We start from the raw sequence: 22,992 nt of genomic DNA, 5'->3' as shown, positions 1-22,992 counted from the left end.
GGTTAACATGAACAGACCTGATGATGAAAAGTCTCTGGGATATTTATTGGTACAATAATTTGCATGATTCGACCATTTCAGAAAAGGACCAAAAGCAGTTTCTCTGACCGTATTGGAGGCTTGCGTCGCTGGCTGGATACCGACTCAGGAAGGTTACTGGTTGACTATGAAAAAAGTCTGCTGGAAAGAGAGTTAGGTACCATCTTTGGTTTCCATGCGGGGCAATACTCTGCCTCCTGGCATAAAGATCTGATGTTCAGCAGTCCGGTAAGAAGGCAGTTTATCCTCGGTTCCAGTCATCTTGCCGATTGCCCGAGACCACAGGTGATGGCTGATCCCCATTACTGGCCAGTGTTACCGGGAAGCCTGGATCTTGTTCTGTTGCAACACACGCTGGAAATTGTGGACAGCCCGCATCGCTTGCTCAGTGAGGCGGCGAATACCATTATACCGGACGGCAAGCTGATAATTATTGGCTTCAACCCCTACAGCATGACCAATATTGCCCGGTGGTGTGTACCAGGTCAGCGTCGTCTTCTCAGGGATGCTCACTTTATTCCGCCGTCACGGTTGAAAGACTGGCTTGCCCTGCTCAATTTCAATGTGGAAAGAATCGTTTATGGTGGCTATGTTCAACCGCTGAAACGTTTCTTTACCGGTTTGCGTGGTGATCTGATTGAACAAAGGCTGGAACAACTTCAGCTGCCGGTCGGTGGCTTTTATATGATGATTGCCACCCGCGAAACCCCCGGGCTGACCCCGGTAAGAAAGGTATGGTCCGATGTGCGCAGGCGTTTTGTCGGTCAGCCATTGACCCGCCCCAGTGCTGGTAGAACCAGTTCCGTTAAAGTAAACAAAGACTGGAGTTCTTTTGAGTCAGACAGTTGAAATTTTTACCGATGGTGCCTGTAAAGGAAACCCCGGGCCCGGTGGCTGGGGTGTGTTGCTCCGCTACGGCACTGTAGAGAAAGAGCTATTTGGCGGTGAGCCCGAAACCACCAATAACCGGATGGAACTTATGGCGGCGATAGAAGGGCTCAAGGCTCTGAAACGGCCCTGTTCAATTATTCTTACTACCGACTCCCAGTATGTCCGTAAAGGTATCACCGAATGGATGACCGGCTGGAAACGGAAAAACTGGAAAACAGCAGCGGGTCAGCCGGTGAAGAATCAGGATCTCTGGCAGCTGCTGGACCAACAGAATCAACGACACGATATCGACTGGCGATGGATCAAAGGCCATGCCGGTCATCGGGAAAATGAAATTGCTGACCGGCTGGCCTGTAAGGGTGCGGAAGCTTTCAAAAAGTAGACAGTCTTCTGGCCAATATTTGAGAACCGTTAACTATGCGACAGATCATTCTTGATACAGAAACCACCGGTATTGACCCTAAACAAGGGCACCGGGTTATTGAAATAGGCTGCGTGGAGATGATTGACCGGAAACTCACCGGTAACCATTACCATGCCTATATCAACCCGCAGCGGGTGGTAGAGCAGGAAGCCATCGAAGTTCACGGCATTACCAATGAGTTTCTGGCCGATAAGCCGGTGTTCAGTGCCATTGCCGATGAATTTCTCGAGTTTATTCGCGGAGCCGAGCTGGTTATTCATAACGCAGCGTTTGATGTTGGTTTTATCAACCATGAGTTTTCCCTGTTACGCCGGGGGTTCCCCAATGTAGAAGGCTGTTGTGGTGTGCTTGATACTCTGGCCCTTGCCAGAAAAAAACATCCGGGCCAGAAAAATAATCTGGATGCTTTATGTAAGCGGTATTTCATTGATAACTCTTCCCGAACCCTGCATGGCGCGTTGCTGGACTCTGAGATTCTGGCGGAAGTCTACCTTGCCATGACCGGCGGGCAGACGGCTCTTTCCCTTGGCAGCAGTGAGGATGGTGCTGGTGATTCGGAAGAGGGCAGTATTATCCGGCGACTGGCTGCAGGCAGGCCTGCGCTGCGAGTCATCTCTGTCAGTGATACTGAGTTGCAAAACCATCAACACAAGCTGGAACAGATTCAAAAACAGTCGGGTAACTGCCTGTGGCTTGCTAACGATTAGTTCATAATTTTAATGTGTCTTCAGGGTATGGAAAGGAATCAAGGAGTTTACTTTGCCACTGGATCATGATCTTACCGATGTGATGGATGTGAACTATTCACCTTTGCAAGGCCTGCAACCTGAACTGATTGGCCAGTGCTGGCTGGTACTGTTTGAAGGACAGGTTGTTTTAAATGACGAAAGCACCGGAGAAAACTTTCTCTGGTACAGTCTCGACAAGTTTCAGCTGGCAATCAAACAACAGGCGATAGTCACCGGCTATTTTCATGGCAAGGCAGCAGGGATTGTTGAACTCACAAGTCTCACCGTTGAAACAGGTACTATAAGCATCAGGGCCTTACTGTCTGAGTCAGACTCAACGGTTTATAGTTTCCTTAGCCATGGCCTGCAGATCCTGACTTCACGGAGGGAACATGCATTCTGTGGCTGTTGTGGTCATCAGATGCAGGAAAAAGTCGGAGAGTGGGCAATGGCTTGTGCCCAATGTGAGCACCATACCTATCCGAGGATTTCTCCCTGTGTCATTGTTCTTGTGACCCGGGGGGAGGAAATGCTTCTGGTTCGACATCATCGCCATGGTAAAGCGTCAACCATGCATACGCTGGTGGCGGGTTTTGTCGAGCCCGGGGAGAGTGCTGAAGAGGCTGTGCATCGTGAGGTACTTGAGGAAACAGGCCTTACGCTGGGCAAACTCCATTACTGTTTCAGTCAGAGCTGGCCCTTTCCCCATTCATTAATGATGGGGTTTCATGGGGAGTACACAAGTGGTGAAATTGTCCTCGAAGAAAAGGAACTCAGCTTTGGCGGCTGGTTTCATCGGGATAATCCGCCAGAGCTGCCACCGGGTTTTACTATAGCCAGAAAGCTGGTGGATTTATTTGTTTGATATTATCCAATCATATTTAAATACTTATAAGAAACCTGAAATATTTGTGGCAAAGTTAATCATTGAGAAAGAATGAAACGCCAGAAAGATCACCGAGAATAGCGGAGATCTTTGCCTAACAAGAGGGGATTTCAGACCAATTTCGATTTCTTTAGCCTTACCAATTACCGAACCTATTACCTAAAGAGTCGAGGACCAGGCCGCCATCAGGTACCTGACCTCCCTGTGGGGTTGCAATCAGCACAAAGCCGTCGGAACAGGCGAAAAAATCTCCGTTACCGCCACAGGCAGCACTGATTGAATACCAGCCATCGTCTGATATAAATGGATTGGCTCCCAGGCCAAGATTTCTTAAATCAGCGGTATATTGATGGTTATCAAGGAAAAACTGCTCCTGTCTTCCGGCAATGTCCAGCAGTGCTGTCTGTCCTTCGGCACGCCGACCATTCTGGATAGCGTTTTGGTAACTTGGCACAGCAATAGAGGCCAGTATGCCAACAATAACAACGGCGATAATTAGCTCGATAAGCGTAAAGCCTGAGGCTTTTCCCATGTTATTTTACTCCTGATGTATTGCTATTGTTCTATCCAGCCACTGCGATGCATACCGACTTCATTGACAGCACCGCTGTATCCGGTATTCAAATCGATCAGGTTCCTGTCTTTACCGAGGGGGACTCTGTCTTTATCGAGGGAGCCATTGTCTTTACCGAGGGAGAGAGTGTCTTTACCAAGGGAGACAATAGTGGCATCACCGGGCATCCCTACAACGGAAAATAAGGAAAACCGGTCATGTATCTCTTTATCATTATCATTGTCTACGTCCCGAATCGCCGAAGCAGTGTGAAGGTCCACCACATAAAAGCGGCTGGAACCGATACTGGGTGTGCAGATGTTGGCCCCCGGGGCAGAGGAGGGAGCGTAGGTGCTGTAGAGCAACTGACCGCTGTAAACATCGCCGGTGGTGGTTGTCTTTTCCCCCGAAGCGGAAAGGTTGATATACCAGCCGTTACTGCTATCCAGTAGCGACAAGCCATTAGCGGTTTGCTGATCAGTACCCTGCTGGATAAGGTTACGGCTGGCATCGTACAGACTGCTATGGGAAATAACGTTGGGTGGTGTTGTGCAGTCATTACAACTGCCAAAGCGGTTATAGAAAATATTGGTATCACGGATAACGTAGTAACGGTCAGTATTTGAAGTGGCCATGGGGTTGGCCCGGTTACCACTGCCCAGTACTACCGCATCATATGCACGTCCCCGGTAAGTGGTTCTCACCAGCTCCGGTTGGTACATAAAACGACGATCGTCGATACTATCCGGAGATGGGCGTATATCTGTCTCATCTGCCCCAAGCTCTGCCAGCTTGATCATGGACCACAGGGCAGTTTCAACATCGGGAGCATTGGCATCAGGATAAGCCTTACCGATATCGATTCTGAAAACATTGCCACCGGTATCTGCAAAGTAGACCCGGTCTGTAAGGCCGTCACCATTACTGTCCATGGGTGCGGGGGATGCCACCACACTCCATTTCAGATCACTGCTTTCGTACTGTATCGGGTTTGCTGTATCAATGGCGTCAGGGGCAGTAAACGATTGGATTAATGACCCTGACGAAGCGTCAACGAAGAACAGGCCCCGGCCATTTTGTGAATATTTCCTGACTTTATGAGAGTCACCCGCTGCGTCGATAAAATCTTCACCCTGGCGATCATCATCATTGGTTGAGTCATAACCGGCACCAAAGGCAAGAGCATATTTATAGTTGATTGAGCTGGTCGTTACCTTGCCTTCGGTGGTCGTCACCAACTCCCGATGGCCCGGTAAAATAACAGGTACCGGTGTTGACCAGCTTTGGCCAAGCTCGGTAAATCCGGGCATGGTATGGTCAATCCGCCAAAGCAGGGTAGGAGTGCCATCCGGATTGGAAACGTCAATGGCATAGTAACTGCTGCCACCCCGGCGCATGCCGAAATAGAGGATCATGCGATCACCATCGGTATGTTTGATATTGCCGTCTTTGTTATAGTCAAGGCGGATCACGCTTATCTGGCCATCAAGCCCGTAGGGGTGGCCTGCATCATCACGGTTTTCATAGAGCTTTGCTGCGTTACCGGCGGTTTCTCCGGCAAAGAATGACCAGTTCTCAACCACGTTATTCCCCTGATCCTCAATAAAATGCAGGACGCCATAGTTGGTGCCAAAAGCCAGTCGTATATCGGGATTATTTTCACTGTACTCAGTGCCGCTGCCATCAGTATCGCCATAATTCAGAGTTACTGGTCTTGAATGCAGAATATCACCCAGAACCCAGTCCAGCGTATTGCCACTGCTGTCCAGTCCTTTGACCCAGTTAATCAGATCTGTAGCGGTGAAGCTCTCATTACCGTCAAGATTAAAACGGCTCGTATCAATATTATCCAGTGAGCCAATTGACTCCTGATTTTGAGCATTAACCAAATTGGTATAAAACGTCCCCCTTGAGTTTAGAAGGGTTGCCCCTAATCCCCCACTGGCCACATCACTACCATCATCAACAGTTCCCCAATACGTGCTACGGCCATCGGCAATCCGATTGCTGCCATCATCCAGTGCCACATCACATCGCCGATCAATCACGGTACCTGGCACGTGATCATCCAAATCTGTACAGGCAGGACTTGAGTCATCCTTATAGATTTTCAATTTTTTCAGATTGCCTTTCCATCGAGCGGAGTCGGTTGGGAGGAACATGGCATAGTAAGCATTGTCCAGCGACTCAGTTCGCTTGAATGTATTTACGGCAACTGCAGGAGAAACGAAGGTGCTGGTTTGCTGGAGAATTTCTCCCAGGGCACCCTGGAATGCTGAAGCGATATCGTTTACGACCACACACCCGGTGTCAGCGTCTATATTGCTGCCAACGGTTGTATAGCAGACTCCGTTTCCTTTATCTGCGGTCTCGCGTAACAGAGGCTGATCTGTCGCAAAACCAATGGTGTAGGTAAATGCTTTTTGATTTCCGGTAGCAATATTACCATCAAGTCCACCAGGTCCTGGCTTTGCCAGATATTCGGCAAGCTTTGGCAGACAATTTTCACTTAACCCACCACTGTTATCAGCATAATTATCACAGCTGGTAATGGGTGTCAGGCCATCGATCAGCAACCGATTATCAGACTTGACTCTGCTATTTACCGCAAACTCAGCACTCGGCTCTCCATCGGTTACGTATATGATGTACAGGTTTTGACAGGGTTTAACCACTGGAATATCGCCATATTCACTGGTGGTTTTGTATCGGCTTCCAGGGATTTGTTCTACACTGGTGTCCCGGCTGCCGGTCAGTTGTCCTCGATATAATTCCCGCCCCATAAAAAAGTTAAGGACTTCGTAGTAGGCACCACAAAGAGGTGTTCCGCCTTCTGGATCAATATAATTCAGGTCATTCAGAATATGGCTGCTATCCGGACTTATTCGACGTCTGATATAGCCCCCTCTGCCCCGATCACGGCCATTCAGAAAAGCAGCAAGGCCGAAGTCTACTCCGGGGTTATTATTGATAAGATCGGTAATTGCATTAACTGCCAGGTTAATCCGGGTTCCGGGAGGTTGGAATTCAGTCTGATTATACCAGTTAAGGTAATTGCCAGGGCAGGTTGCGCCAACAACTGTTCCGGATGTTCCGAAAAAATAAACTGGAGTACATGGGCTGCCATCAACTAATAACTCGTAATTCCAGTAAATGGTGTAGCGGCTACTGGGGTTTCGGCTACCACCATAAGTAATTGATGGGTTATAGGGGCGTTTGGGGATAGAAGGGGCATCATAGTCCATACTCCCGGATGTATCTAACAAGATCATCACCTGGGGCCTGGCATTATTGTTAATATTGGCACCAGTAAACAGTTCCGTATCGTCAGCATGGGCAGCAAGTTGATACTGCAAAAGTACAGCGACAAGTGCCGCAGATTTAATGCCTTGTAAAATCACTCTATGCCACATTATACGACCAAATTTGTTATTCATGTTTATGTTAAAACCAGAACTTTCTGGTACGGCCCCTGGCTGTTTCTATGGGCTTGCCGTTGCCACTATATTGCCGACATTGACATTCCAATCCCCGGTTGCTGAACCACCCTGTTCACCCAGCATTACTTTATAGGTGTTCATGGCCAGGGAGGTGGCTATGCCTGACTGTGCACTGTTCGTTTGAATCTGGTAAAACTCAACGCTGTACTTACCAACGCCACTGGCATTCTCGCTGCGGGGTAACGTCTGGCTGGAAGCCTGATAGTGAATGCTTGGGCTGGGCGCTGTATTGTTGGCACCACAGGTATGTGCCAATTTCTCTGGCTCGTCCATGGTATCGTCAGGGTCGTATGGGTTATAGGGAGCCTGGTCCGCCCCACAGATGCCCCGGTCAAAACTGTCCATGCCCATAACAGCAATCTGGTTGAGCGTTGCCTGTGCCTGGTTGAACGTAATCAGCTTTATTTCCGCATTGGCGATCATGCGCGGTGACCGGCTGGACTGGTTTACCAGTGTGACAGCAATAGTGGTCAGCATCATCAGAAACAACAGGGAAACCATCAGAATCATACCGCCCTGTTTTGCTTTGAACTGTGTCATCCCCGGTCACCGATAGGTCTGGTTATAGAGAAAGATGGTGGTACTGGCTAAACGACGATTGCGGTTATCGCCATTGGGCTGAACAGTAATGTCGCCCATCTGGTAGGTGCGAAAATCTTCAAAGGCATTGATTTGATCGGTAGTGGCCAGCAGGTAAAGTTTGATGCTTTGTACGTCATTCCATTGTTGCTCTGTCCAGTTATTAGTGTTGGCCGGTGTTCCCTGATAGCGGTTTACCTGACCATCGCCATTATCATCAATGCCCAGAAATACGCGCATGGCTTCGATATTGTTGGCCAGTGTGGTTTCAACCAGGGCGTCATTGACAAGACGGGTCAGCCTCAGCTGATTATCCCGAAGATAAAACAGGCTGAACTGATATTCCCGAATCTCCTGGTCAGCGGAAATTAACGGGGCATTGGCAGAACGGAAAAGGTGGCCTTCCTGAGTATTGGCGACCAGGTAGTTGGTGTCTGCCACTGGATTGGTAACCACTTCGCCAATTGCTCCCCGGAACAGCAGCCAGTCAGAAGGGAGGCCATCATTGGCGGTATAGTCTCCGGGCTGCCCGGCAGCGCAGCCGAAAATATCGTTACTGGCCCGTCCGGCCATAAATGCGGGGGAAGGGGTCAGGGCTGCAGCAATGCCAGTGCAATCATCGCTAACCGCCAGGCCATTTTGATTGATGCTCTCTGGCGGCAAGCCATTGATATACCCTGCAGAGCGAAGGTCGCGGGAGATGATGGCCAGTGCTGTGCGGGCATTATCATTGAGAGTAATCATGGCACTGCTGTCACGCTGGGCGGTAAAGGTGTTGAGATAGAGAACGGCCACACCAGCCAGCAGAAATAGCGAAAGGGTGACAGCGACCATCAGTTCAACCAGGGTAAACCCCTGTTGTCTTTTATCACTGGCAATGGCCCGCGGGTTTTTTATCATGACTTTCCTCACATCCATGTACTGCACCTAACCGATGGTGGTTTGTATCACCATGACCCGACGAAGATCATTATCCACTGTGGAGCGATAGCCTGCATCTGCGTCTCCGCAGGTAACCGCTGCCCTGGTATCGGGGCGGGTAAATTTTCCCCGCCAGACAATCGTCAGGGTCACATCGGTATTATTGATGTTGATGCATGCCCGTGGTGAAATGAGACCACCTGCTCCTGTGTCTGCAGCAGTCTGCACCTCATTACCAAAGAGAGCCGCTCCCCACTGCCAGAGGTCAAAGGCGGCTGTTTGCGCGGGTGTACAGTTAGAATTCGCCCCGTCGCACAGGGTTGCTGGCAGGGCTGGTGCGGCAGCAATATCGCCGTTGTAGCTGGCCAGCCCGGAATTATTGGCATTAATACGGGCTAACAGATCCTCAGCCAGTTGTAAGGCAATGGATCGTTGTTGTACTTCAACAATATTCTTTCGTGACTCAACCACGAGACCGGCAATGCCTAACAATCCCACTGATATGATGATCATGGCCACCAGCACTTCAATCATGGTAAAGCCGTTATTTCTGTTCATCACTTGTTTCCTGGGCATTGCCGGTATCTGTCTCAAGCTGTTCCTGAACCTTTCCAGTTATCAATAGTGATGTAGCGCCACCACCATCAATACTCAATATTGCAGTATCAGAAGCCCTGGCATCATTGATGGAAACATTGGCACCAGTGAAAAGTCCCCTTGCATCAAAGCTAAACTGTGCTGCAGTTGAATTGATCGCGGTACCGGAAAGGGGAGGGAGTTGCATTATGTTGACACCATTGGCGGTTACCGTGCCATTATTTCCAGCCCAGCCATTATCCGGTGAGATAATAACATCAGTACCACGGGTGATCGCTTCTGAGCGGGCAAATGCCAGGATACTCTGTATCTCTTCAGCATGACTGCGGACCCGATTATTGGCAATACTCTCGGTAAGGGAGGGATAGGCAATAGACGACAGAATACTTAGAACGGTCAGGGTGATGATCAATTCTACCAAAGTAAAGCCAGCAGAATTTTCAGGTATGAACTCTCTTATCTTTTCATCCATTTTTTTCATCGATGGTGCTGATGGCGTTATTGTTCTTATTAAAAGTCAGTGATTGTATATCTTTTCTCACCTGATTTCTCACGTCATTCGAGATAAACGGTAGCTATTTTTGGATAAATGGCAATTAATTTCCCGATATGAGAGGGTTTCGACAATAAAAAAGCCAACCGTGAAATTATCCAGGGCTGGCTTTTTGTGATGATCTATCAGGAGACAACTTTTTTTCACAAACAGTTAACAGACAGTCGTCTATTAGTTAGGAAAATAGGCACCAAGCTTGGTAGCCAGCATCATGTTTCCTTCAGCACGCAACTTACCCATCATAAACGCCTGCATGCCATCAATTTCTCCTGACATCACACCGGACATGGTTTCACTGTCCATAATCAGTGTTACGCTTGGGTCGTCATGGGTGCCAGCAACAATATCCAGAGACCCATCTTTAATGATCAGATGGTAGGCATCAGCATCTTCAATATCAAACTGGAAAATCTCATCGACGCCCGCAGCTGCATCGGTATTAAAGCGGCTTTTCATGGACTCAATGATTTCGGCAGGAGTGCTCATATTTTCTTTATCCTTCTTCTTAACATTAAGCATTTCTGGTTAGACAAAGCGAATGGTATGAGTATTAGCCGAATGTGTCAACGAAATTCAAACGCTTGTATGAATCTCTGGCGGTAAAAATTTCCGGCACCCATCACTTTTTTATAGTCCCCGCCAATGATAAATCAGTTATCATATAGGCCATTTTGATATTGGAACTCACAAGCCTTTCTAAGGAGGTCCCTTTGGAGTATCTGGCAGACTTTATTTTGTTTTTGGCCAAAACGTTTACCCTGATTGGTGGTGTGGTGATTTTAGTGGCTCTGGTGACAGCAATAGGTCAGAAAGCCAGAAAAATGCACAAGGGACATCTTGAGATTACTCGTCTTAATGAACACTACGAGCACCTTCAGGCGGATTTGAAACATGCCTTGCTGGATAAGGCTGAGCTGAAAAAAGAAGCCAAAGAGCAGAAGGAAAAGGCGAAGCTGGAGAAAAAAGCCAAAAAAAATAAAGAGTGTGAGGAAGAGGGTAAACCAAGAGTTTTCATACTGGATTTTCATGGCGATATTAAAGCCTCAGCGGTCAAATCGCTGAGGGAAGAGATTACGGCAGTTCTTTCTCTCGCAGATAAAGAGCGGGACGAAGTGGTGATCCGGCTGGAAAGTGGTGGCGGTCTGGTTCATTCCTATGGTTTGGCTGCATCCCAGCTGAAGCGAATCCGCGATAAAGGAATTAAGTTGACGGTCACCGTCGATAAAGTGGCTGCCAGTGGTGGCTATATGATGGCCTGTGTTGCCAATCATATTGTTGCAGCACCTTTTGCGGTACTGGGCTCTATTGGCGTAATGGCACAGTTGCCCAATGTTCACCGTCTTTTGAAAAAGCATGATGTGGATATTGAGTTACACACTGCCGGTGAGTTCAAGCGCACTTTGACCGTTCTTGGGCAAAATACCGAAAAAGGACGGCAGAAATTTATCCAGGATATGGAAGATACACATCTGCTATTCAAGGATTTTGTCAAGACCGAGCGGGAAGTTGTTGATATTGATCAGGTTTCAACCGGTGAAATCTGGTATGGTCAGAAAGCCCTGACGCTCAACCTTATTGATGAGATCAGCACCAGTGATGAGTATATCTACCGGAGGGTCGATGAGGTTGTTCTGGTACAGGTTGAGTATGTAATGAAAAAAGGCGTTGCCGACAAACTGGGGATGGCGGCTGAGTCAGCCCTGGATAACACCTTAATGAAGTGGTGGGGACGGTTTAACACCAGTCGCTTCTTTTCTTAGCAGCACCCGGTTCTTCAGGTATTCATCATTTTTGTTCTTATCTGAGCTGATTAAATTTGAACTATAGATCTAAATAGCAGTCAAATGTTCTATCAGTTATTCAAATGGACAATAATAATGAACCCTGTTGAAGCATCAGTAGCGACTGGTTACAATCATAATCAGTCGCATAATGACAATAATGTCGGTGAGACTAAGCATTGGACGCAGTCCAGAACCGTTCGGGCAGTTGCCGGGGTGGCCGTTTTAGCTTTAGGAGGGCTTGCGGGCCTGGCTGTTTCTTTGTTTGCCAGCCCCCTGGCTGCGATTATTGCCGCTGGTGCTGTAACTGCAGTACTTGGGGTGTGTGTCATTGGGTATTTTTACCACCATAGGGGTGGAAACAGCACAACGACACCACCTGATATACAGTCGCCAGAGCCTATCTCAGCGGATACAGTTAGTCCTGAAGCTCCCATTCAGCCATCTCCATCCACTGCTTCATATATTCCACCATCGTCACCGCCGCCATCCACTGCTTCCTATGCTCCTCCATCGCCACCGACGCCATCCACTGCTTCGTATGTTCCACCATCGGCAGCGACCCCATCCACTGCTCCTTATGTAGACCCGCCAAGGTTTGCAAATTATGCTTCTTATGTGCCATCGGCACCACCTCCATACTCCGCCTTTGCTGAGCCTCCTGCTTCAGCAGGGACTGCGGCCGCGCATGTGCCTCCAGTAACATCAAATCCCCTTCCTGCCGAGCCTCCCCCGGCCTACACGCCACTACCGGAATTCGTTGTAGAAGACCCTTTTGAGCCGCCACCAGCTTATAAAATAGTGGGGCCAGAGGAATGTATACAGATGCAGGAAACAAATGTGGATGCTTTGTTGAGGCAGCATGGGGAAACTATTTATCGAAGTAGTCGAGACGGTAATTGCCTGTACGATTCAGCAGCCCACCAGTGCCCGGAAATAGCCAGAGATGCAACAGATCTTCGACAACAGGTTGCCCGTTTTGCAAGAGAATGGCAGCAGCGCTATCCAGATGGCAACAGCAATTTTTCACCCATCGAGGCACGAGCCTATGCGAGATTACAAGGTGATGTTGGTTATGACGCTGGCAATACCTCCATAACTAATGGACTTGACGAAATAGCCGCTCCGGGATGTTTTTCAGACCATATAGATACTTTTTTTCTGGCACAGGTTGCCAAAATGCCAGTCATTGTCATAGATATTAATAACAATGTGACTCTTGCTGTCGATAAACATGGTCGATCCATTGATTGGCTTGATGCTTATGACAGTAGCCTGGTTCCCCGCAGAAAAATTCTCCTGGTGATTGATGGCCCACACTTTATGGGACGGCAGATGGCGCGGAATTAATTATTCTGCTCCATATCCGTGTTAATCCCTTCTCAAGCGTTCTGACAGGGCAATAGGGGATTCAAAGCGGAATACGACGATGTAGGAAGATACCAGCAGTGAGAGTATCGCTGTTGCCTGGATAATATGCGCTGAAATCTCACCAATCAGATTCTGTCCGCTGGCAAAAGCCGCTATCAGTATTGAAAACTCACTGGTCTGACCTAATCGAAAGCCGACTTCCCAGGCTGTGGACCGATTCTCACTGACCTTGCGCAGCAGAAAACCAAAAACCACCGGCTTGATCAGGATAACAGCCCCAGTCATCACCGTTGCCGGGAAAAGTACCTGGCCAATCAAGTCAAGATTGAAGCTGGCTCCGATAGAAAAGAAGAACAGCACCAGGAAAAAATCTCGTAACGGTTTAAGATTGATGGCTATATATTGGGCGATTGGACTGGTGGCAATACTGATACCGGCAATAAAGGCACCAATTTCATAGGAGAGGTTCAGGCTATGAGCTAACTCCGCAAAGCCAAGACACCAGCCCAGGGCCATCAAAAACAGATATTCATGAAAACGGTCAAAGCGGACCATCAATGGCAGCAGCAGGTATTTAACCAGCATAATAGCGGTGAAGATCAAGGCTGGCAGGGCAATAAAGGCCATGATGAGTTCGTTGTAGTTGGCACTATGCGACGGATTCAGGTTATAAAGCAGCAGGAGCGCAATAATGGCCATCAAATCCTGCAGAAGCAGCAGGCTGACCATGATCTCACCGGTATGTCTGTGATGCAGCACGGTGGTTGGCAAAAGTTTAATGCCGATGATTGTGCTGGAAAACATCATGGTTGCTCCAATGATGATCGCCTCGTTCTGGGGAAGACCAAATGTCAACCCGAGTCCATAGCCCGTCAGGGCAAAGAGAAATGAGCTCAGTAGGCCAACGGTAGCCGTTTTCCTGAGCAGATGGGCAAGGTGACTTGGTTGCATGTCCAGCCCGAGAAGGAACAGCAAAAAGATGATGCCAACATGGGCAATATCATTGAGCAGATTGGTGTCATTAACCACTTCCAGTCCAAACGGACCGAGTATGGCACCGAGGGCTATATAGGCTACCAGCAGGGGCTGACGTGTGAACAAGGCTCCGGTGGCGAGAATCGCTGCCCCGGTGAAAATCAGAAAAAAAGAGAAGAGCAGGGAACCGCTTTCCATCATTCAGGCTCATTCTTGGATTATTTATGGAAAGGACAGTATAACCAACAGTTTGGTTTTCGTGCAGAAGAAGGGGAAAATCTCTTCCAAATAAGAAAGAGATTCCAAACTGTGGTTAGAGCTGATGCCTCAACCGATACACAGGGGGTAATTTATCGGCAGCGGTTTGATAGTCCGTACTAAATGTGGTCAGAGCGGCCAGGGCGTAATCCGGATTCTGATCTTCCCTTAATCTGAAACTACTGAATCCACAGCGCTTGAGGTAATAGAGCTGATCCACAAGAATGTCGCCTATGGCTCTAATGTCCCCTCGGTAATGAAAGCGTTCCCGAAGCAAACGGGCCAGAGAGTAGCCACGACCATCCATAAAACGAGGAAAGTTAACGGCGATGACTTCAAACTGGTTCAGGGCATTGGCCACCGTTTCAGGTTCTTCGTCACTGTCAAACCAGATGCCAACCTGACCTTTATGCAGGCCATTTGCTTTCACAGCCTGATCAATTGACGACACATGGAAGAGCACATTGCCATCAGGTAATACGGGCTCTTCCGGATCCTGCTGCAGAATCTGAAAGTCATCATTTCTGATTTGCTGATCCTTAAGCAGCTTTGGCATAAACCTTCTCCTTGAATGGCTGCACACCAACCCGTCGACAGGTATCGATAAAACGCTCTTCCGGAGTGCGGAGTTCGACGTAGGTCTTCAGGATCTTATCGATGATGTCCGGCACTTCATCCATTTTAAAGGAGGGTCCGAGGATCTTTCCCAGAGAAGCGTCATGCCCGGATGCACCACCGACCTGAACCTGGTAATACTCTTCACCTTTACGATCAACACCGAGAATGCCGATATGACCGACATGGTGATGACCACAGGCGTTCATACAACCGGAAATGTTCAGATCCAACTCACCAATATCATGGAGAAAGTCCATATCATCAAACCGTCGCTGAATGCTTTCTGCCAACGGAATGGAGCGGGCATTAGCCAGTGCACAGAAGTCGCCGCCCGGGCAGCAGATCATATCGGTAAGCAGCCCCTGGTTAGGTGTTGCCAGGTTCAGTGGTTTCAGTGTCAACCAGAGCTCGTGAAGTCGGCTTTGGGGAACATCAGCAAAAATCAGATTCTGCTCGTGGCTCACTCTGAGCTCACCAAAACTGAACTGGTCAGCAAGGTCTGAGATAGCTTCCAGTTGCTCGGCACTGGCATCTCCCGGAGCATCAGCCGTTGCCTTCAGAGTCAGGGTGACAGCACTATACCCCGGCTTTTTATGGGGATGGACATTTCGTCTGAGCCACAGTTGAAAATCCGGTTCGGCGGATAAAGCCAGATCAGTGAAGTCGATATTGGTCAGCTTTTCGTAGTCAGGCTCAGTAAAAAAAGATTGAACCCGATCAATCTCCTGTTGGGGAAGCCTGGTGTCTGTTTCTTTCAGGTGAGACCACTCAGTTTCAACCTTCTTTGCAAAAACCTCAGGTGTCAGAGCCTTCACCAGAATTTTGATTCGGGCCTTGTACTTGTTATCCCGCCGTCCATAACGGTTATAAACTCTCAGTACTGCATCCAGATAACTCAGGAGGTGCTCTGGCTCAAGGGATGGTTTGATAACGGAGCCCACCATGGGTGTTCTCCCAAGACCACCACCAGCCAGGATTTTAAATCGAACATCATTATTTTCATTTAAGAAAGCATGAATGCCGATATCATGCACCTGTGTTGCTGCCCGATCCTGTTCACTGCCACAAACCGCTATCTTGAATTTTCTGGGAAGATAAGCGAACTCCGGATGGAAAGTGGACCATTGCCGGATAATTTCACACCAGGGGCGGGGATCAATAATCTCATCGTGCGCTACACCAGCAAACTGGTCTGTTGTGGTATTGCGGATACAGTTGCCGCTGGTCTGAATAGCATGCATTTCGACAGAGGCCAGTTCTTCCAGAATTTCCGGTACTTCTTCCAGCCTTGGCCAGTTCAACTGAAGGTTCTGCCGGGTGGTAAAGTGGACATACCCTTTATCGTAACGTCTGGCAATGTAGGCCAGTTTACGCATCTGTGTACTGCTCACCATGCCATAGGGAATCGCAATGCGCAGCATGGGGGCAAAGCGCTGTACATAAAGCCCATTCTGAAGACGAAGAGGCAGGAATTCATCTTCTGGCAACTCACCAGCGAGAAAACGACGAGTCTGGTCCCTGAACTGCAGGACTCTCTCATCGACTATCTGCTGGTCGTAATCATCGTATTTATACATGAATTGTTCGTCTGATTAGCCACATCCAGGGAACAGGTCAGAAACCTGGGACAGAGGAAGAATACTGATTTTTACTTATAAGTAAAACTATTATTTATTAATAAAAGTAGGCTAAAAAGTAATAAATCAAAGGGGTGCAATAAGTTGATGGTTGGTCAGGGTTTCGCTAATTTAAATGAGTTGAGACAATATGTGCCATTTTGACAGTATCAAGGAGATAAATAATGAAAGACAGTACAATTGATGCCATTGCGGCTGTTGCATTGATAATGCTGGTTGTTGCGACGGCGGTATACTGGGTCAGTTCTCAGTAAAAGCTTAAGTGTTTTGAGTGACGACATACACCACAAATAAAAGTATCAAAACAAACAGTACGGTTCCGGCGATACCAGCGATGATGTAGTGCGCTGGCTTTCCCTGCTGGAAATCCCTTTCCAGATTCGCCCTTTTCTGAACACCGAATGCAGCAGACAGCGCACTCAACACCACTGATTTAATGCCTGTCCCTTTTCTTTCTGACATCAGCCAACTCTCTTTATCAACTGTTAACATGAACATATTATGATCTTGTTAATTCAGTTGGCAAACAGGTAAGACTAATTGAGGACGATAACCCTGATCCGGTAATGGGTATCTCTGGCTGCAAAGTAGCCGATCCAGCTATCGTTATCAGCATCTGTCCATGATACCAGTTGATCAGCCAGCATTTGGGTACCTCTGGCCCCCAGATCCTTGACATAGGGCAGTAACACATAAGCCATTGCACCGAGAACCAGGCCATTGGTTGCGGATGTCACTGCTCTTTGCAAGGCAATATTCAAACCACCGGTAGTGTAATAATTCAATACCCCATTCATGGCGTAATAGGTTGCTATCGGGAGAATGGTTGCTGCTGCTACAGGAACTACATAGCCTCTGATGTTTTCGGGCAGAGGGATCAGTTGATATCCTGATGAAGTTATCGCCTCCGCCCGCTCACCAATAGAGGTTATCTGATGCTGCAGGTTGGTGATCAGGCTTGTGTCGTCTGAACCTGAAAGGCTCAGGCGTTCATCCTGGCCTGCCGGTATCATTTCATTTAACTGGTAAAAACGATACCCGATTTCCAGCAACCCGGCTCCTGAGGCAAGAGCATAAGCTGACGTTGCATCCCACCCCCTGCCTTTAAAGTACGTCATATAGCCATTGTGAATGGTGTGTTGAATACTGGTCTTTATCGAGTTGTTAAAATCACCGGCAAGCTCAGGCAAATGTTCGAAGCCCAGGTCTCTTCGAATTAAAGACAGCGCACCTCCGGGAACGTTGCCAATCATATTCAGGCCATACCCGACCATCAGCATGGCGATACCGTCAATTGTTTCATCATTCAGGCTATGGAGCATGGGCCATTTCCCAAAGACCTGATGCAAACGACCTTCGTTATGTAGTGTCTTCAGTGAACTGCCAACAACGGAAGACATGCAGTTAAGCATTCGATTGGTGGGTGTTGTCCTCATGAATAGTCTGAAAGTTTCTGTCCTACTCGTCTCTATTACGTTTTTTTCAATTTTTCCGGTGTTTACTGCCGCCGCTACTGGTCTGTCCGGGTCGCCGAGCACCTTTTCGCCATGATTCGCCAGTAATGAATATGCGGTAAAGCCTTCAACAAAATCCGCAGCGCACTGGGCAAAGAGAGAGTCAGTATCCGTAAACACCTGATTCTGGACAAGATTCCGGATTGAATGAATAACATCAATACCCAGAAGTAAATAATTCCAGCGTAAAAGATTTTGCCAGAATGAGTGTGGCTGCCAGGTTACCATGTTCATGGCAATAATGGGGACCACCTGAGGAACAAAAGCACCCACAGCTGCAACCCTGGACAGGTTCTCCTCTTTCTCAAGTATGATTTTTACTTTTTTACCCACCATTTCATCCGTGGTATTCAGTGTTAGATTAATAAACCGATCATTATTTGCACGCTGGATTTTCCCATTATCAACAACAGAAGCTTCCTTGTCATGCCAATACATTTTATTTGACTCTGCGTCTCCTGAACTGAAAGAAGCCTGATCATGTTCTGATTGAAATCGTATGGGTATTTTACCGTAAATTTGTTTTTTTAATATCTCGGTATCAATTTCCAGTTGAAGTGGTGCGTTGTCTTTTACTGTAATCTCCACAGAGTTGTTATTGCCGGGAGATAGCTTCGGAATATTAACAGCAAAAGAATTAACAGGATAAACTGAGAAGACAAAAAACATCAAAAAGAATTTACTGTTAAATAACTCAGATATGAGTGACAGCAGGGGCAGGGGATAATAAACAGTCGTATCTGATTTAAATGTTTCAGGTTTTTTTCTGGATTTGAAGGATAATAGAAAAGCCATTATTTACCACCTAAGTAGACAGGCTCTCCTTTGCCACAGAAAAATCTGGAATAATATTGTTTAAAGTTGTTATCTCTGTTGTAGAGACGAATTTTCAAATATTTTAAACGAATCTAATATTTTTTAATCATAATTAATTGAGATACAAAATTTGTTTTTATTCCCTTTGCATTCCCATAAATGGATTAATAAAGATTTATATCTATTATCAAAATCAGTTTTTTTTACTGCTGACTTTCAGTAACCACATCTATACGGTAACGAATCGTATCTGCCAGAAAATATTCTGACCAGCTTCCAGGCTCTGCCTCCATAAATTGAAGAATTGGCTTTTGTACAGTGTTTGCTGCCCAAATACCATATCTCTGAAGAACAGGTGACAATAAATGCGTGGCAGCACCAAGTACCATTCCTTCATAAGTGGCATCAAATAGTTTAAACAACGGAGATGAAACATCAGATCCAGTAGTTAATTTAAATGCACCATAAATGACAGCAGGTATTGCGACACCAAGTGTCAGTAGTTGAAGTTCAGATAATTCCGGTAGTGCCAGGGCTTTATTGATGGATACTCCTATTGCTTCGGCCCGCTTGGTCAATGAATGAACCTGATGGGTCTGGTCCCGCCCTGCCATGCCCTGTTGGGCATACAGCCTCAACAGGATTTCAATAACCCCTGCACCCGAGGCCATTGGCAGAGCGTAGCTCTCATTAAAACTATGAGATTTGAGTTGGCCCTTAAAGAAATCTTCGTACCCTGCCTGAAGAGTAAGCTGAGTGGCTTTAACAATTGACCGGTCCAGTTCATTCTGTAACGCAAGATCCTCAATTGCATTAGAAAAACCAATGGTTTGCTTTAGTAACTTAAAGAAGTCTCCCGCCTCAAAAGCAAAGGTATTAAAACTATAGCCGACCATTATTTTTGCCAGGCCATTGATCGACTCTTTGTTCTGTCCTTGCAAATATTGCCACTCGTCACCGATGTGATTTTTCTGGATGTCAAACAGTGCTGATGCCACTGTGTTTGAGATACAGTCCATCAGCCTCTTGAAGGGGGCGCTCATAACATATGCCCGGATGGTTTGGCTTTTGGTTCTGGACGATGCCGAAGTCTCTCCATAATTGGCAGCTTCAAAAAGCAGGAACCCTTCAATAAAATCTGCTGAACATTGCGTTGCCAGGGATTTTTGGTTACCAAACGTTTGGCTCAGAACAAGATTTCGAATCGATTTAACAAGATCACCTCCCAATAGCTTATAATTCCATCTCATGAGTGCTTCGTAGAAAATAACGGGCTTTGGACCGAATGTAACTTCATCCATGAAGATAACAGGAATCATTTGAGGGAAAAATGCAGCAAGGGCTGACAACCTGGAAAGATCTTTCTCTTTTCTTATTCTTATTTTTATAATCTTGTCAACATGACTTTGGCCTGGCGCGAGTGTTAAATAAATCAGCTCATCTGTATTAACTCTTTTGTTACTTTCTTTTTTCAGTGTGCTGATTTGATCATGCCATAATATCTGCTGCTCACCATTTTCAAATAACAGGCTCTCATTTTCCAAAATAATTTGTACAGGAATGTTACCCTGAAGATCTTTCTTAAGACCTTTGGTATCGATGGCAATCGTGATTTCCTGCTGTTCTGAAGCTACTATTTCTAAATCAGAATGACTGTCTGGTGATAACAGGTAAACTTCATTTTGATGGGATGCATAAGCCAGTGAGGCGTTACACAATAAGAAAATCAAGGATATTAACCCGGGGAATCGAAGAGTCTGGAAACGGTCATTGGACACAATTATTCTTGGCATACCTACCATCCTGAATGGGAGGCACTCCATTGCCATTTCAATCTAAGGTTAACTATTTCAGGCCAGGAGCCTGAAATAATCCGACGATTATAATTGTTGTTTGCTTATTGTTAGGCAATAAATTAGTGAAAAAGTTTCTCAATGTGAGAAATATCGCTATTGCTTCCAGTCAAAACCACAATATCACCGGCATTTAAAATCATTCCGACTTGTGGTTGCAGCACCATATTATCTCGACGGACCTCGACAATTGAAACGTCTGTACCTTTAAAATCAAGAGACTCAATGGTTTTCTGATCTGCCGCACATTTTTTGCCCAGGGCAACGGCGTGGCGATAGGTTTTCGTATCATTCTCCAGCAGGTAATCACTAATGCCCGGATAAAAGCCGTTGAGGATTTCATACCCTTTGGTTCTGGCTTCATGGACTCTTTGACGAACACGGATAGGGTTCATGCCCAGCATCAATAGGGCATGCTTGACAATGACCAGGCTGGACTCGAGCACCTCTGGAATAACCACCGTTGCCCCGGCCTTTTTCAATGCGTCTGACTGACTGTCATCCCGCGTGCGAACAAGAACGGGAACCTCGGGCGATTGCTGTCGAACAGCCTGTAGGATTTTAAGCGCATTTTCGGGGCGGTCGATACAGATAACCACCTGACTTGCCCGCTCCAGTCCAACCGCCATCAGCAGTTCTAACTTCCTGCAGTCCCCAAAGAAGACCGGATCACCGGCAAGACCCGCTTCATGTACATGAATAGGGTCATCATCAATGGCAACGTATGCTTTGTTTTCCTGGGTCAAAAAGCGGGCAATGGTTTGCCCGACACGGCCATAACCACAGATCAGGGTATGGTGGTGTATATGGGCAGTTTGCTTGCGGACTTCCTCTTCTTTTATCCGATGAATACTCTGTTCGGATTTATCGAACTTGACCAGTTTAACGATGGCATTGCTGTTTCTGATCAGAAGCGGCGCAATAATCATCGATAAGATGGTAATCGCGAGTACAACGGAAGTCAGGTTGCCGCCACTCTCACCATATTGCGATGCCAGGGCAACCAGGGCGAAACAGAACTCGCCACCCTGTGCCAGTGACAGGCTGGTTCTGAGGGAGATATTTTTGCTCTCGGCAAAGGTTCTGGTCAGGGTGTAGATCACCAGAAACTTAAAGACGATCAATGCTACCGTACCCAGTAGAATCTCTTTCCAGAAAGTGACCAGCACATCCATATCCAGCATTAAGCCAACGGATACGAAAAACAGCCCGAGGAGCACATCCCGAAAGGGTTTGATATCAGCTTCAACCTGGTGTTTGTAGTGGCTCTCACCCATCATCATGCCTGCCACAAAACCGCCCAGCGCCATGGATAAATCCATTGCGTGAGAGAGCCAGGCGGCCATCAGGGCAATAACCAATGCCATAAGAACAAACAGTTCTTCAGACCTGGCCTTGGCAACTTCGTGAAAAATAAGGGGTAGAACCCATTTGCCAATGGCCAGCATGATCACCACAAACACAACCCCTTCGGCAAAGGCAAATCCGAGGGAGGAAGCGATGGAGTCACTGCCTCCACCGATCAGGGCAGGAATCATAATCAGAAAGACAACGGCGGCAATATCCTGAAATAGCAGGACACCGATGGCCAGCTGCCCCTGGCGGGAACGTATTTCGTTACTCTGGGTGAGTTCCTTGGAGACAATCGCGGTGGAGGAGAGCGCCAGTGCCGATGCACAGACAAAGGATGTGAGTACGGCAAAATCAAAAGCGATCAGAACGCCAAAAATGCCGACGCCTGTCAGGAGTACCTGCAACCCACCCAGGCCAAATACCTCTTTTTTCATGGCCATAATGGTTTTCATGGAGAATTCCAGGCCTAAGGTAAACAGCAGGAAAACCACCCCGATCTCGGCCAGCAGGGCAATATCAAAGTCCTGCTGTATCAGTCCGGAAGTTGTTGGCCCAAGAATGATGCCGACAAATAAATAACCCAGGCTTTCCGGCAGTTGAAATCGCTTGAAAAAGGCAATAGTGACGGCTGACAGAGCCAGAATAAGCATGAGTTGATTGAAAAATGTAAAGTCCATGGGATCGCCAGCTGAATTTATTAATGCCCAGAGAGAGTATAAGCAAAAACATCATATTGTAGTTATATCTACGTAATCTTTACTAACTCTACGGTTATATTATCGCTATGATAGACACCCTTTTTAGGGAATAGTTTATGATTCAACTGACTTTATATACCACGTCCGGATGTCACCTGTGTGAACAAGCTGAACAAATGCTCAATTTTCTGCAAAAGCAGCAGGTTTGCCGATGGGTAGCTGTCGAGATCAGTGAGGATGATCGTCTGGTTGATCGTTATGGTGTCCGGATTCCGGTCATCGCGTCAGCAGAGGGCAGGGAACTTGGCTGGCCATTTACCCTTGAGGCGTTGAATCAGTGGCTGATAACCCCCGTTTCAGGATAGGATAGCAATATCGACGGTTGTTAATTGGCAGGGATCGCATGATTAACTACGCTCTGGCTCAAAGACGAGAATCGCGTGCCAG

Annotated in this window: 22 protein-coding genes; 7 read left to right on the top strand and 15 right to left on the bottom strand. The window is 47.3% G+C overall.

Annotation, left to right across the window (positions count from 1 at the left end; translation table 11 throughout):
* Positions 1–63 precede the first annotated feature (63 nt).
* Genes ACO6VE_RS00840 through nudC form a run of 4 tightly spaced genes read left to right on the top strand, consistent with a single transcriptional unit; the run spans position 64 to position 2,947 of the window.
* Positions 64–888, top strand: a complete 825-nt coding sequence (locus ACO6VE_RS00840) for a methyltransferase domain-containing protein (RefSeq protein ID WP_422459200.1) — start codon at positions 64–66, stop codon at positions 886–888.
* Positions 872–1,312, top strand: a complete 441-nt coding sequence (rnhA, locus tag ACO6VE_RS00835; RefSeq protein ID WP_101745800.1) for a ribonuclease HI — start codon at positions 872–874, stop codon at positions 1,310–1,312. The genes ACO6VE_RS00840 and rnhA overlap by 17 nt, the downstream gene beginning before the upstream one ends.
* A 35-nt stretch (positions 1,313–1,347) precedes the next feature.
* Entirely contained in the window at positions 1,348–2,061 is a 714-nt protein-coding gene (dnaQ, locus tag ACO6VE_RS00830) for a DNA polymerase III subunit epsilon (protein WP_422459199.1), read from the top strand.
* A gap of 52 nt (positions 2,062–2,113) precedes the next feature.
* Positions 2,114–2,947, top strand: a complete 834-nt coding sequence (gene nudC / locus ACO6VE_RS00825) for an NAD(+) diphosphatase (protein ID WP_422459197.1) — start codon at positions 2,114–2,116, stop codon at positions 2,945–2,947.
* Positions 2,948–3,104: 157 nt separating this feature from the next.
* Here the strand turns inward: nudC and ACO6VE_RS00820 are convergent, their stop codons facing one another.
* The 7 genes from ACO6VE_RS00820 to ACO6VE_RS00790 all read right to left on the bottom strand — a co-directional run bounded on the left by ACO6VE_RS00820 (position 3,105) and on the right by ACO6VE_RS00790 (position 10,157).
* Positions 3,105–3,500, bottom strand: a complete 396-nt coding sequence (locus ACO6VE_RS00820) for a type IV pilin protein (RefSeq protein ID WP_422444874.1) — start codon at positions 3,498–3,500, stop codon at positions 3,105–3,107.
* A 23-nt stretch (positions 3,501–3,523) separates the two neighbouring features.
* On the bottom strand, positions 3,524–6,922 hold the full coding sequence (locus ACO6VE_RS00815) for a pilus assembly protein (protein WP_422459195.1): 3,399 nt from the start codon (positions 6,920–6,922) through the stop codon (positions 3,524–3,526).
* Between the two features lie 81 nt (positions 6,923–7,003).
* Complete coding sequence (locus tag ACO6VE_RS00810; RefSeq protein ID WP_422459193.1) at positions 7,004–7,561, bottom strand: hypothetical protein; 558 nt, start codon at positions 7,559–7,561, stop codon at positions 7,004–7,006.
* Positions 7,562–7,567: 6 nt separating this feature from the next.
* Positions 7,568–8,500, bottom strand: a complete 933-nt coding sequence (locus ACO6VE_RS00805; protein ID WP_422444880.1) for a PilW family protein — start codon at positions 8,498–8,500, stop codon at positions 7,568–7,570.
* A gap of 27 nt (positions 8,501–8,527) precedes the next feature.
* Positions 8,528–9,079 carry a type IV pilus modification protein PilV gene (pilV, locus tag ACO6VE_RS00800; protein WP_422444882.1) on the bottom strand — a complete coding sequence of 184 codons (552 nt, stop codon included), beginning with the start codon at positions 9,077–9,079 and terminating at the stop codon, positions 8,528–8,530.
* Positions 9,066–9,599: a GspH/FimT family pseudopilin gene (locus tag ACO6VE_RS00795; protein WP_422459191.1), complete on the bottom strand. Its 534-nt coding sequence runs from the start codon at positions 9,597–9,599 to the stop codon at positions 9,066–9,068. The genes pilV and ACO6VE_RS00795 overlap by 14 nt, the downstream gene beginning before the upstream one ends.
* Before the next feature lie 243 nt (positions 9,600–9,842).
* The gene (locus tag ACO6VE_RS00790; RefSeq protein ID WP_422444886.1) at positions 9,843–10,157 is read right to left on the bottom strand and encodes an SCP2 sterol-binding domain-containing protein; all 315 of its coding nucleotides are present in this window, start codon (positions 10,155–10,157) and stop codon (positions 9,843–9,845) included.
* Between the two features lie 224 nt (positions 10,158–10,381).
* Between ACO6VE_RS00790 and sohB the strand changes: the two genes are divergently transcribed.
* Positions 10,382–11,431: a protease SohB gene (gene sohB / locus ACO6VE_RS00785; RefSeq protein ID WP_101745810.1), complete on the top strand. Its 1,050-nt coding sequence runs from the start codon at positions 10,382–10,384 to the stop codon at positions 11,429–11,431.
* 439 nt (positions 11,432–11,870) lie between these two features.
* Here sohB and ACO6VE_RS00780 read toward each other — a convergent pair whose 3' ends face one another.
* Complete coding sequence (locus ACO6VE_RS00780; protein ID WP_422444888.1) at positions 11,871–12,158, bottom strand: hypothetical protein; 288 nt, start codon at positions 12,156–12,158, stop codon at positions 11,871–11,873.
* Positions 12,159–12,277: 119 nt separating this feature from the next.
* Here ACO6VE_RS00780 and ACO6VE_RS00775 point away from each other — a divergent pair, with 119 nt between their 5' ends.
* Positions 12,278–12,802 carry an OTU domain-containing protein gene (locus tag ACO6VE_RS00775; protein ID WP_422444890.1) on the top strand — a complete coding sequence of 175 codons (525 nt, stop codon included), beginning with the start codon at positions 12,278–12,280 and terminating at the stop codon, positions 12,800–12,802.
* A 21-nt stretch (positions 12,803–12,823) separates the two neighbouring features.
* Here the strand turns inward: ACO6VE_RS00775 and ACO6VE_RS00770 are convergent, their stop codons facing one another.
* The 7 genes from ACO6VE_RS00770 to ACO6VE_RS00740 all read right to left on the bottom strand — a co-directional run bounded on the left by ACO6VE_RS00770 (position 12,824) and on the right by ACO6VE_RS00740 (position 22,524).
* Positions 12,824–13,996 carry a cation:proton antiporter gene (locus tag ACO6VE_RS00770; protein ID WP_422446123.1) on the bottom strand — a complete coding sequence of 391 codons (1,173 nt, stop codon included), beginning with the start codon at positions 13,994–13,996 and terminating at the stop codon, positions 12,824–12,826.
* Between the two features lie 115 nt (positions 13,997–14,111).
* Complete coding sequence (locus tag ACO6VE_RS00765) at positions 14,112–14,612, bottom strand: DUF934 domain-containing protein (RefSeq protein WP_422459189.1); 501 nt, start codon at positions 14,610–14,612, stop codon at positions 14,112–14,114.
* The gene (locus tag ACO6VE_RS00760) at positions 14,596–16,251 is read right to left on the bottom strand and encodes a nitrite/sulfite reductase (RefSeq protein ID WP_422459187.1); all 1,656 of its coding nucleotides are present in this window, start codon (positions 16,249–16,251) and stop codon (positions 14,596–14,598) included. The genes ACO6VE_RS00765 and ACO6VE_RS00760 overlap by 17 nt, the downstream gene beginning before the upstream one ends.
* Before the next feature lie 318 nt (positions 16,252–16,569).
* Positions 16,570–16,809 (bottom strand): DUF2970 domain-containing protein, encoded by a 240-nt coding sequence (locus ACO6VE_RS00755; protein ID WP_422444896.1) that lies wholly within the window; start codon positions 16,807–16,809, stop codon positions 16,570–16,572.
* A gap of 38 nt (positions 16,810–16,847) precedes the next feature.
* Complete coding sequence (locus ACO6VE_RS00750; RefSeq protein ID WP_422459185.1) at positions 16,848–18,263, bottom strand: hypothetical protein; 1,416 nt, start codon at positions 18,261–18,263, stop codon at positions 16,848–16,850.
* Between the two features lie 581 nt (positions 18,264–18,844).
* Positions 18,845–20,434, bottom strand: a complete 1,590-nt coding sequence (locus tag ACO6VE_RS00745) for a hypothetical protein (RefSeq protein ID WP_422459183.1) — start codon at positions 20,432–20,434, stop codon at positions 18,845–18,847.
* 122 nt (positions 20,435–20,556) lie between these two features.
* Positions 20,557–22,524 (bottom strand): cation:proton antiporter, encoded by a 1,968-nt coding sequence (locus ACO6VE_RS00740; RefSeq protein WP_422444902.1) that lies wholly within the window; start codon positions 22,522–22,524, stop codon positions 20,557–20,559.
* A 137-nt stretch (positions 22,525–22,661) separates the two neighbouring features.
* Here ACO6VE_RS00740 and ACO6VE_RS00735 point away from each other — a divergent pair, with 137 nt between their 5' ends.
* On the top strand, positions 22,662–22,910 hold the full coding sequence (locus ACO6VE_RS00735) for a glutaredoxin family protein (RefSeq protein WP_101748540.1): 249 nt from the start codon (positions 22,662–22,664) through the stop codon (positions 22,908–22,910).
* Positions 22,911–22,992 lie beyond the last annotated feature (82 nt).

Origin of the sequence: Endozoicomonas sp. ALB115, assembly GCF_049310245.1 — a bacterium.
GTDB lineage: Bacteria > Pseudomonadota > Gammaproteobacteria > Pseudomonadales > Endozoicomonadaceae > Endozoicomonas.
This window is presented reverse-complemented; position numbering and strand designations above follow the sequence as displayed.

Excerpts from the sequence above, each read along its gene's own strand:
- dnaQ (WP_422459199.1), top strand. The coding sequence starts at position 1,348 with ATGCGACAGATCATTCTTGATACAGAAACCACCGGTATTGACCCTAAA.
- pilV (WP_422444882.1), bottom strand. The coding sequence starts at position 9,079 with ATGAACAGAAATAACGGCTTTACCATGATTGAAGTGCTGGTGGCCATG.
- ACO6VE_RS00735 (WP_101748540.1), top strand. The coding sequence starts at position 22,662 with ATGATTCAACTGACTTTATATACCACGTCCGGATGTCACCTGTGTGAA.
- ACO6VE_RS00750 (WP_422459185.1), bottom strand. The coding sequence starts at position 18,263 with ATGTATTGGCATGACAAGGAAGCTTCTGTTGTTGATAATGGGAAAATC.
- ACO6VE_RS00790 (WP_422444886.1), bottom strand. The coding sequence starts at position 10,157 with ATGAGCACTCCTGCCGAAATCATTGAGTCCATGAAAAGCCGCTTTAAT.
- ACO6VE_RS00770 (WP_422446123.1), bottom strand. The coding sequence starts at position 13,996 with ATGGAAAGCGGTTCCCTGCTCTTCTCTTTTTTTCTGATTTTCACCGGG.
- ACO6VE_RS00755 (WP_422444896.1), bottom strand. The coding sequence starts at position 16,809 with ATGTTCATGTTAACAGTTGATAAAGAGAGTTGGCTGATGTCAGAAAGA.
- ACO6VE_RS00810 (WP_422459193.1), bottom strand. The coding sequence starts at position 7,561 with ATGACACAGTTCAAAGCAAAACAGGGCGGTATGATTCTGATGGTTTCC.
- ACO6VE_RS00795 (WP_422459191.1), bottom strand. The coding sequence starts at position 9,599 with ATGAAAAAAATGGATGAAAAGATAAGAGAGTTCATACCTGAAAATTCT.
- ACO6VE_RS00745 (WP_422459183.1), bottom strand. The coding sequence starts at position 20,434 with ATGCCAAGAATAATTGTGTCCAATGACCGTTTCCAGACTCTTCGATTC.
- ACO6VE_RS00780 (WP_422444888.1), bottom strand. The coding sequence starts at position 12,158 with ATGTTACTGGAGGCACATGCGCGGCCGCAGTCCCTGCTGAAGCAGGAG.
- ACO6VE_RS00760 (WP_422459187.1), bottom strand. The coding sequence starts at position 16,251 with ATGTATAAATACGATGATTACGACCAGCAGATAGTCGATGAGAGAGTC.
- ACO6VE_RS00740 (WP_422444902.1), bottom strand. The coding sequence starts at position 22,524 with ATGGACTTTACATTTTTCAATCAACTCATGCTTATTCTGGCTCTGTCA.
- ACO6VE_RS00775 (WP_422444890.1), top strand. The coding sequence starts at position 12,278 with ATGCAGGAAACAAATGTGGATGCTTTGTTGAGGCAGCATGGGGAAACT.
- ACO6VE_RS00765 (WP_422459189.1), bottom strand. The coding sequence starts at position 14,612 with ATGCCAAAGCTGCTTAAGGATCAGCAAATCAGAAATGATGACTTTCAG.
- ACO6VE_RS00805 (WP_422444880.1), bottom strand. The coding sequence starts at position 8,500 with ATGATAAAAAACCCGCGGGCCATTGCCAGTGATAAAAGACAACAGGGG.
- ACO6VE_RS00840 (WP_422459200.1), top strand. The coding sequence starts at position 64 with ATGATTCGACCATTTCAGAAAAGGACCAAAAGCAGTTTCTCTGACCGT.
- ACO6VE_RS00820 (WP_422444874.1), bottom strand. The coding sequence starts at position 3,500 with ATGGGAAAAGCCTCAGGCTTTACGCTTATCGAGCTAATTATCGCCGTT.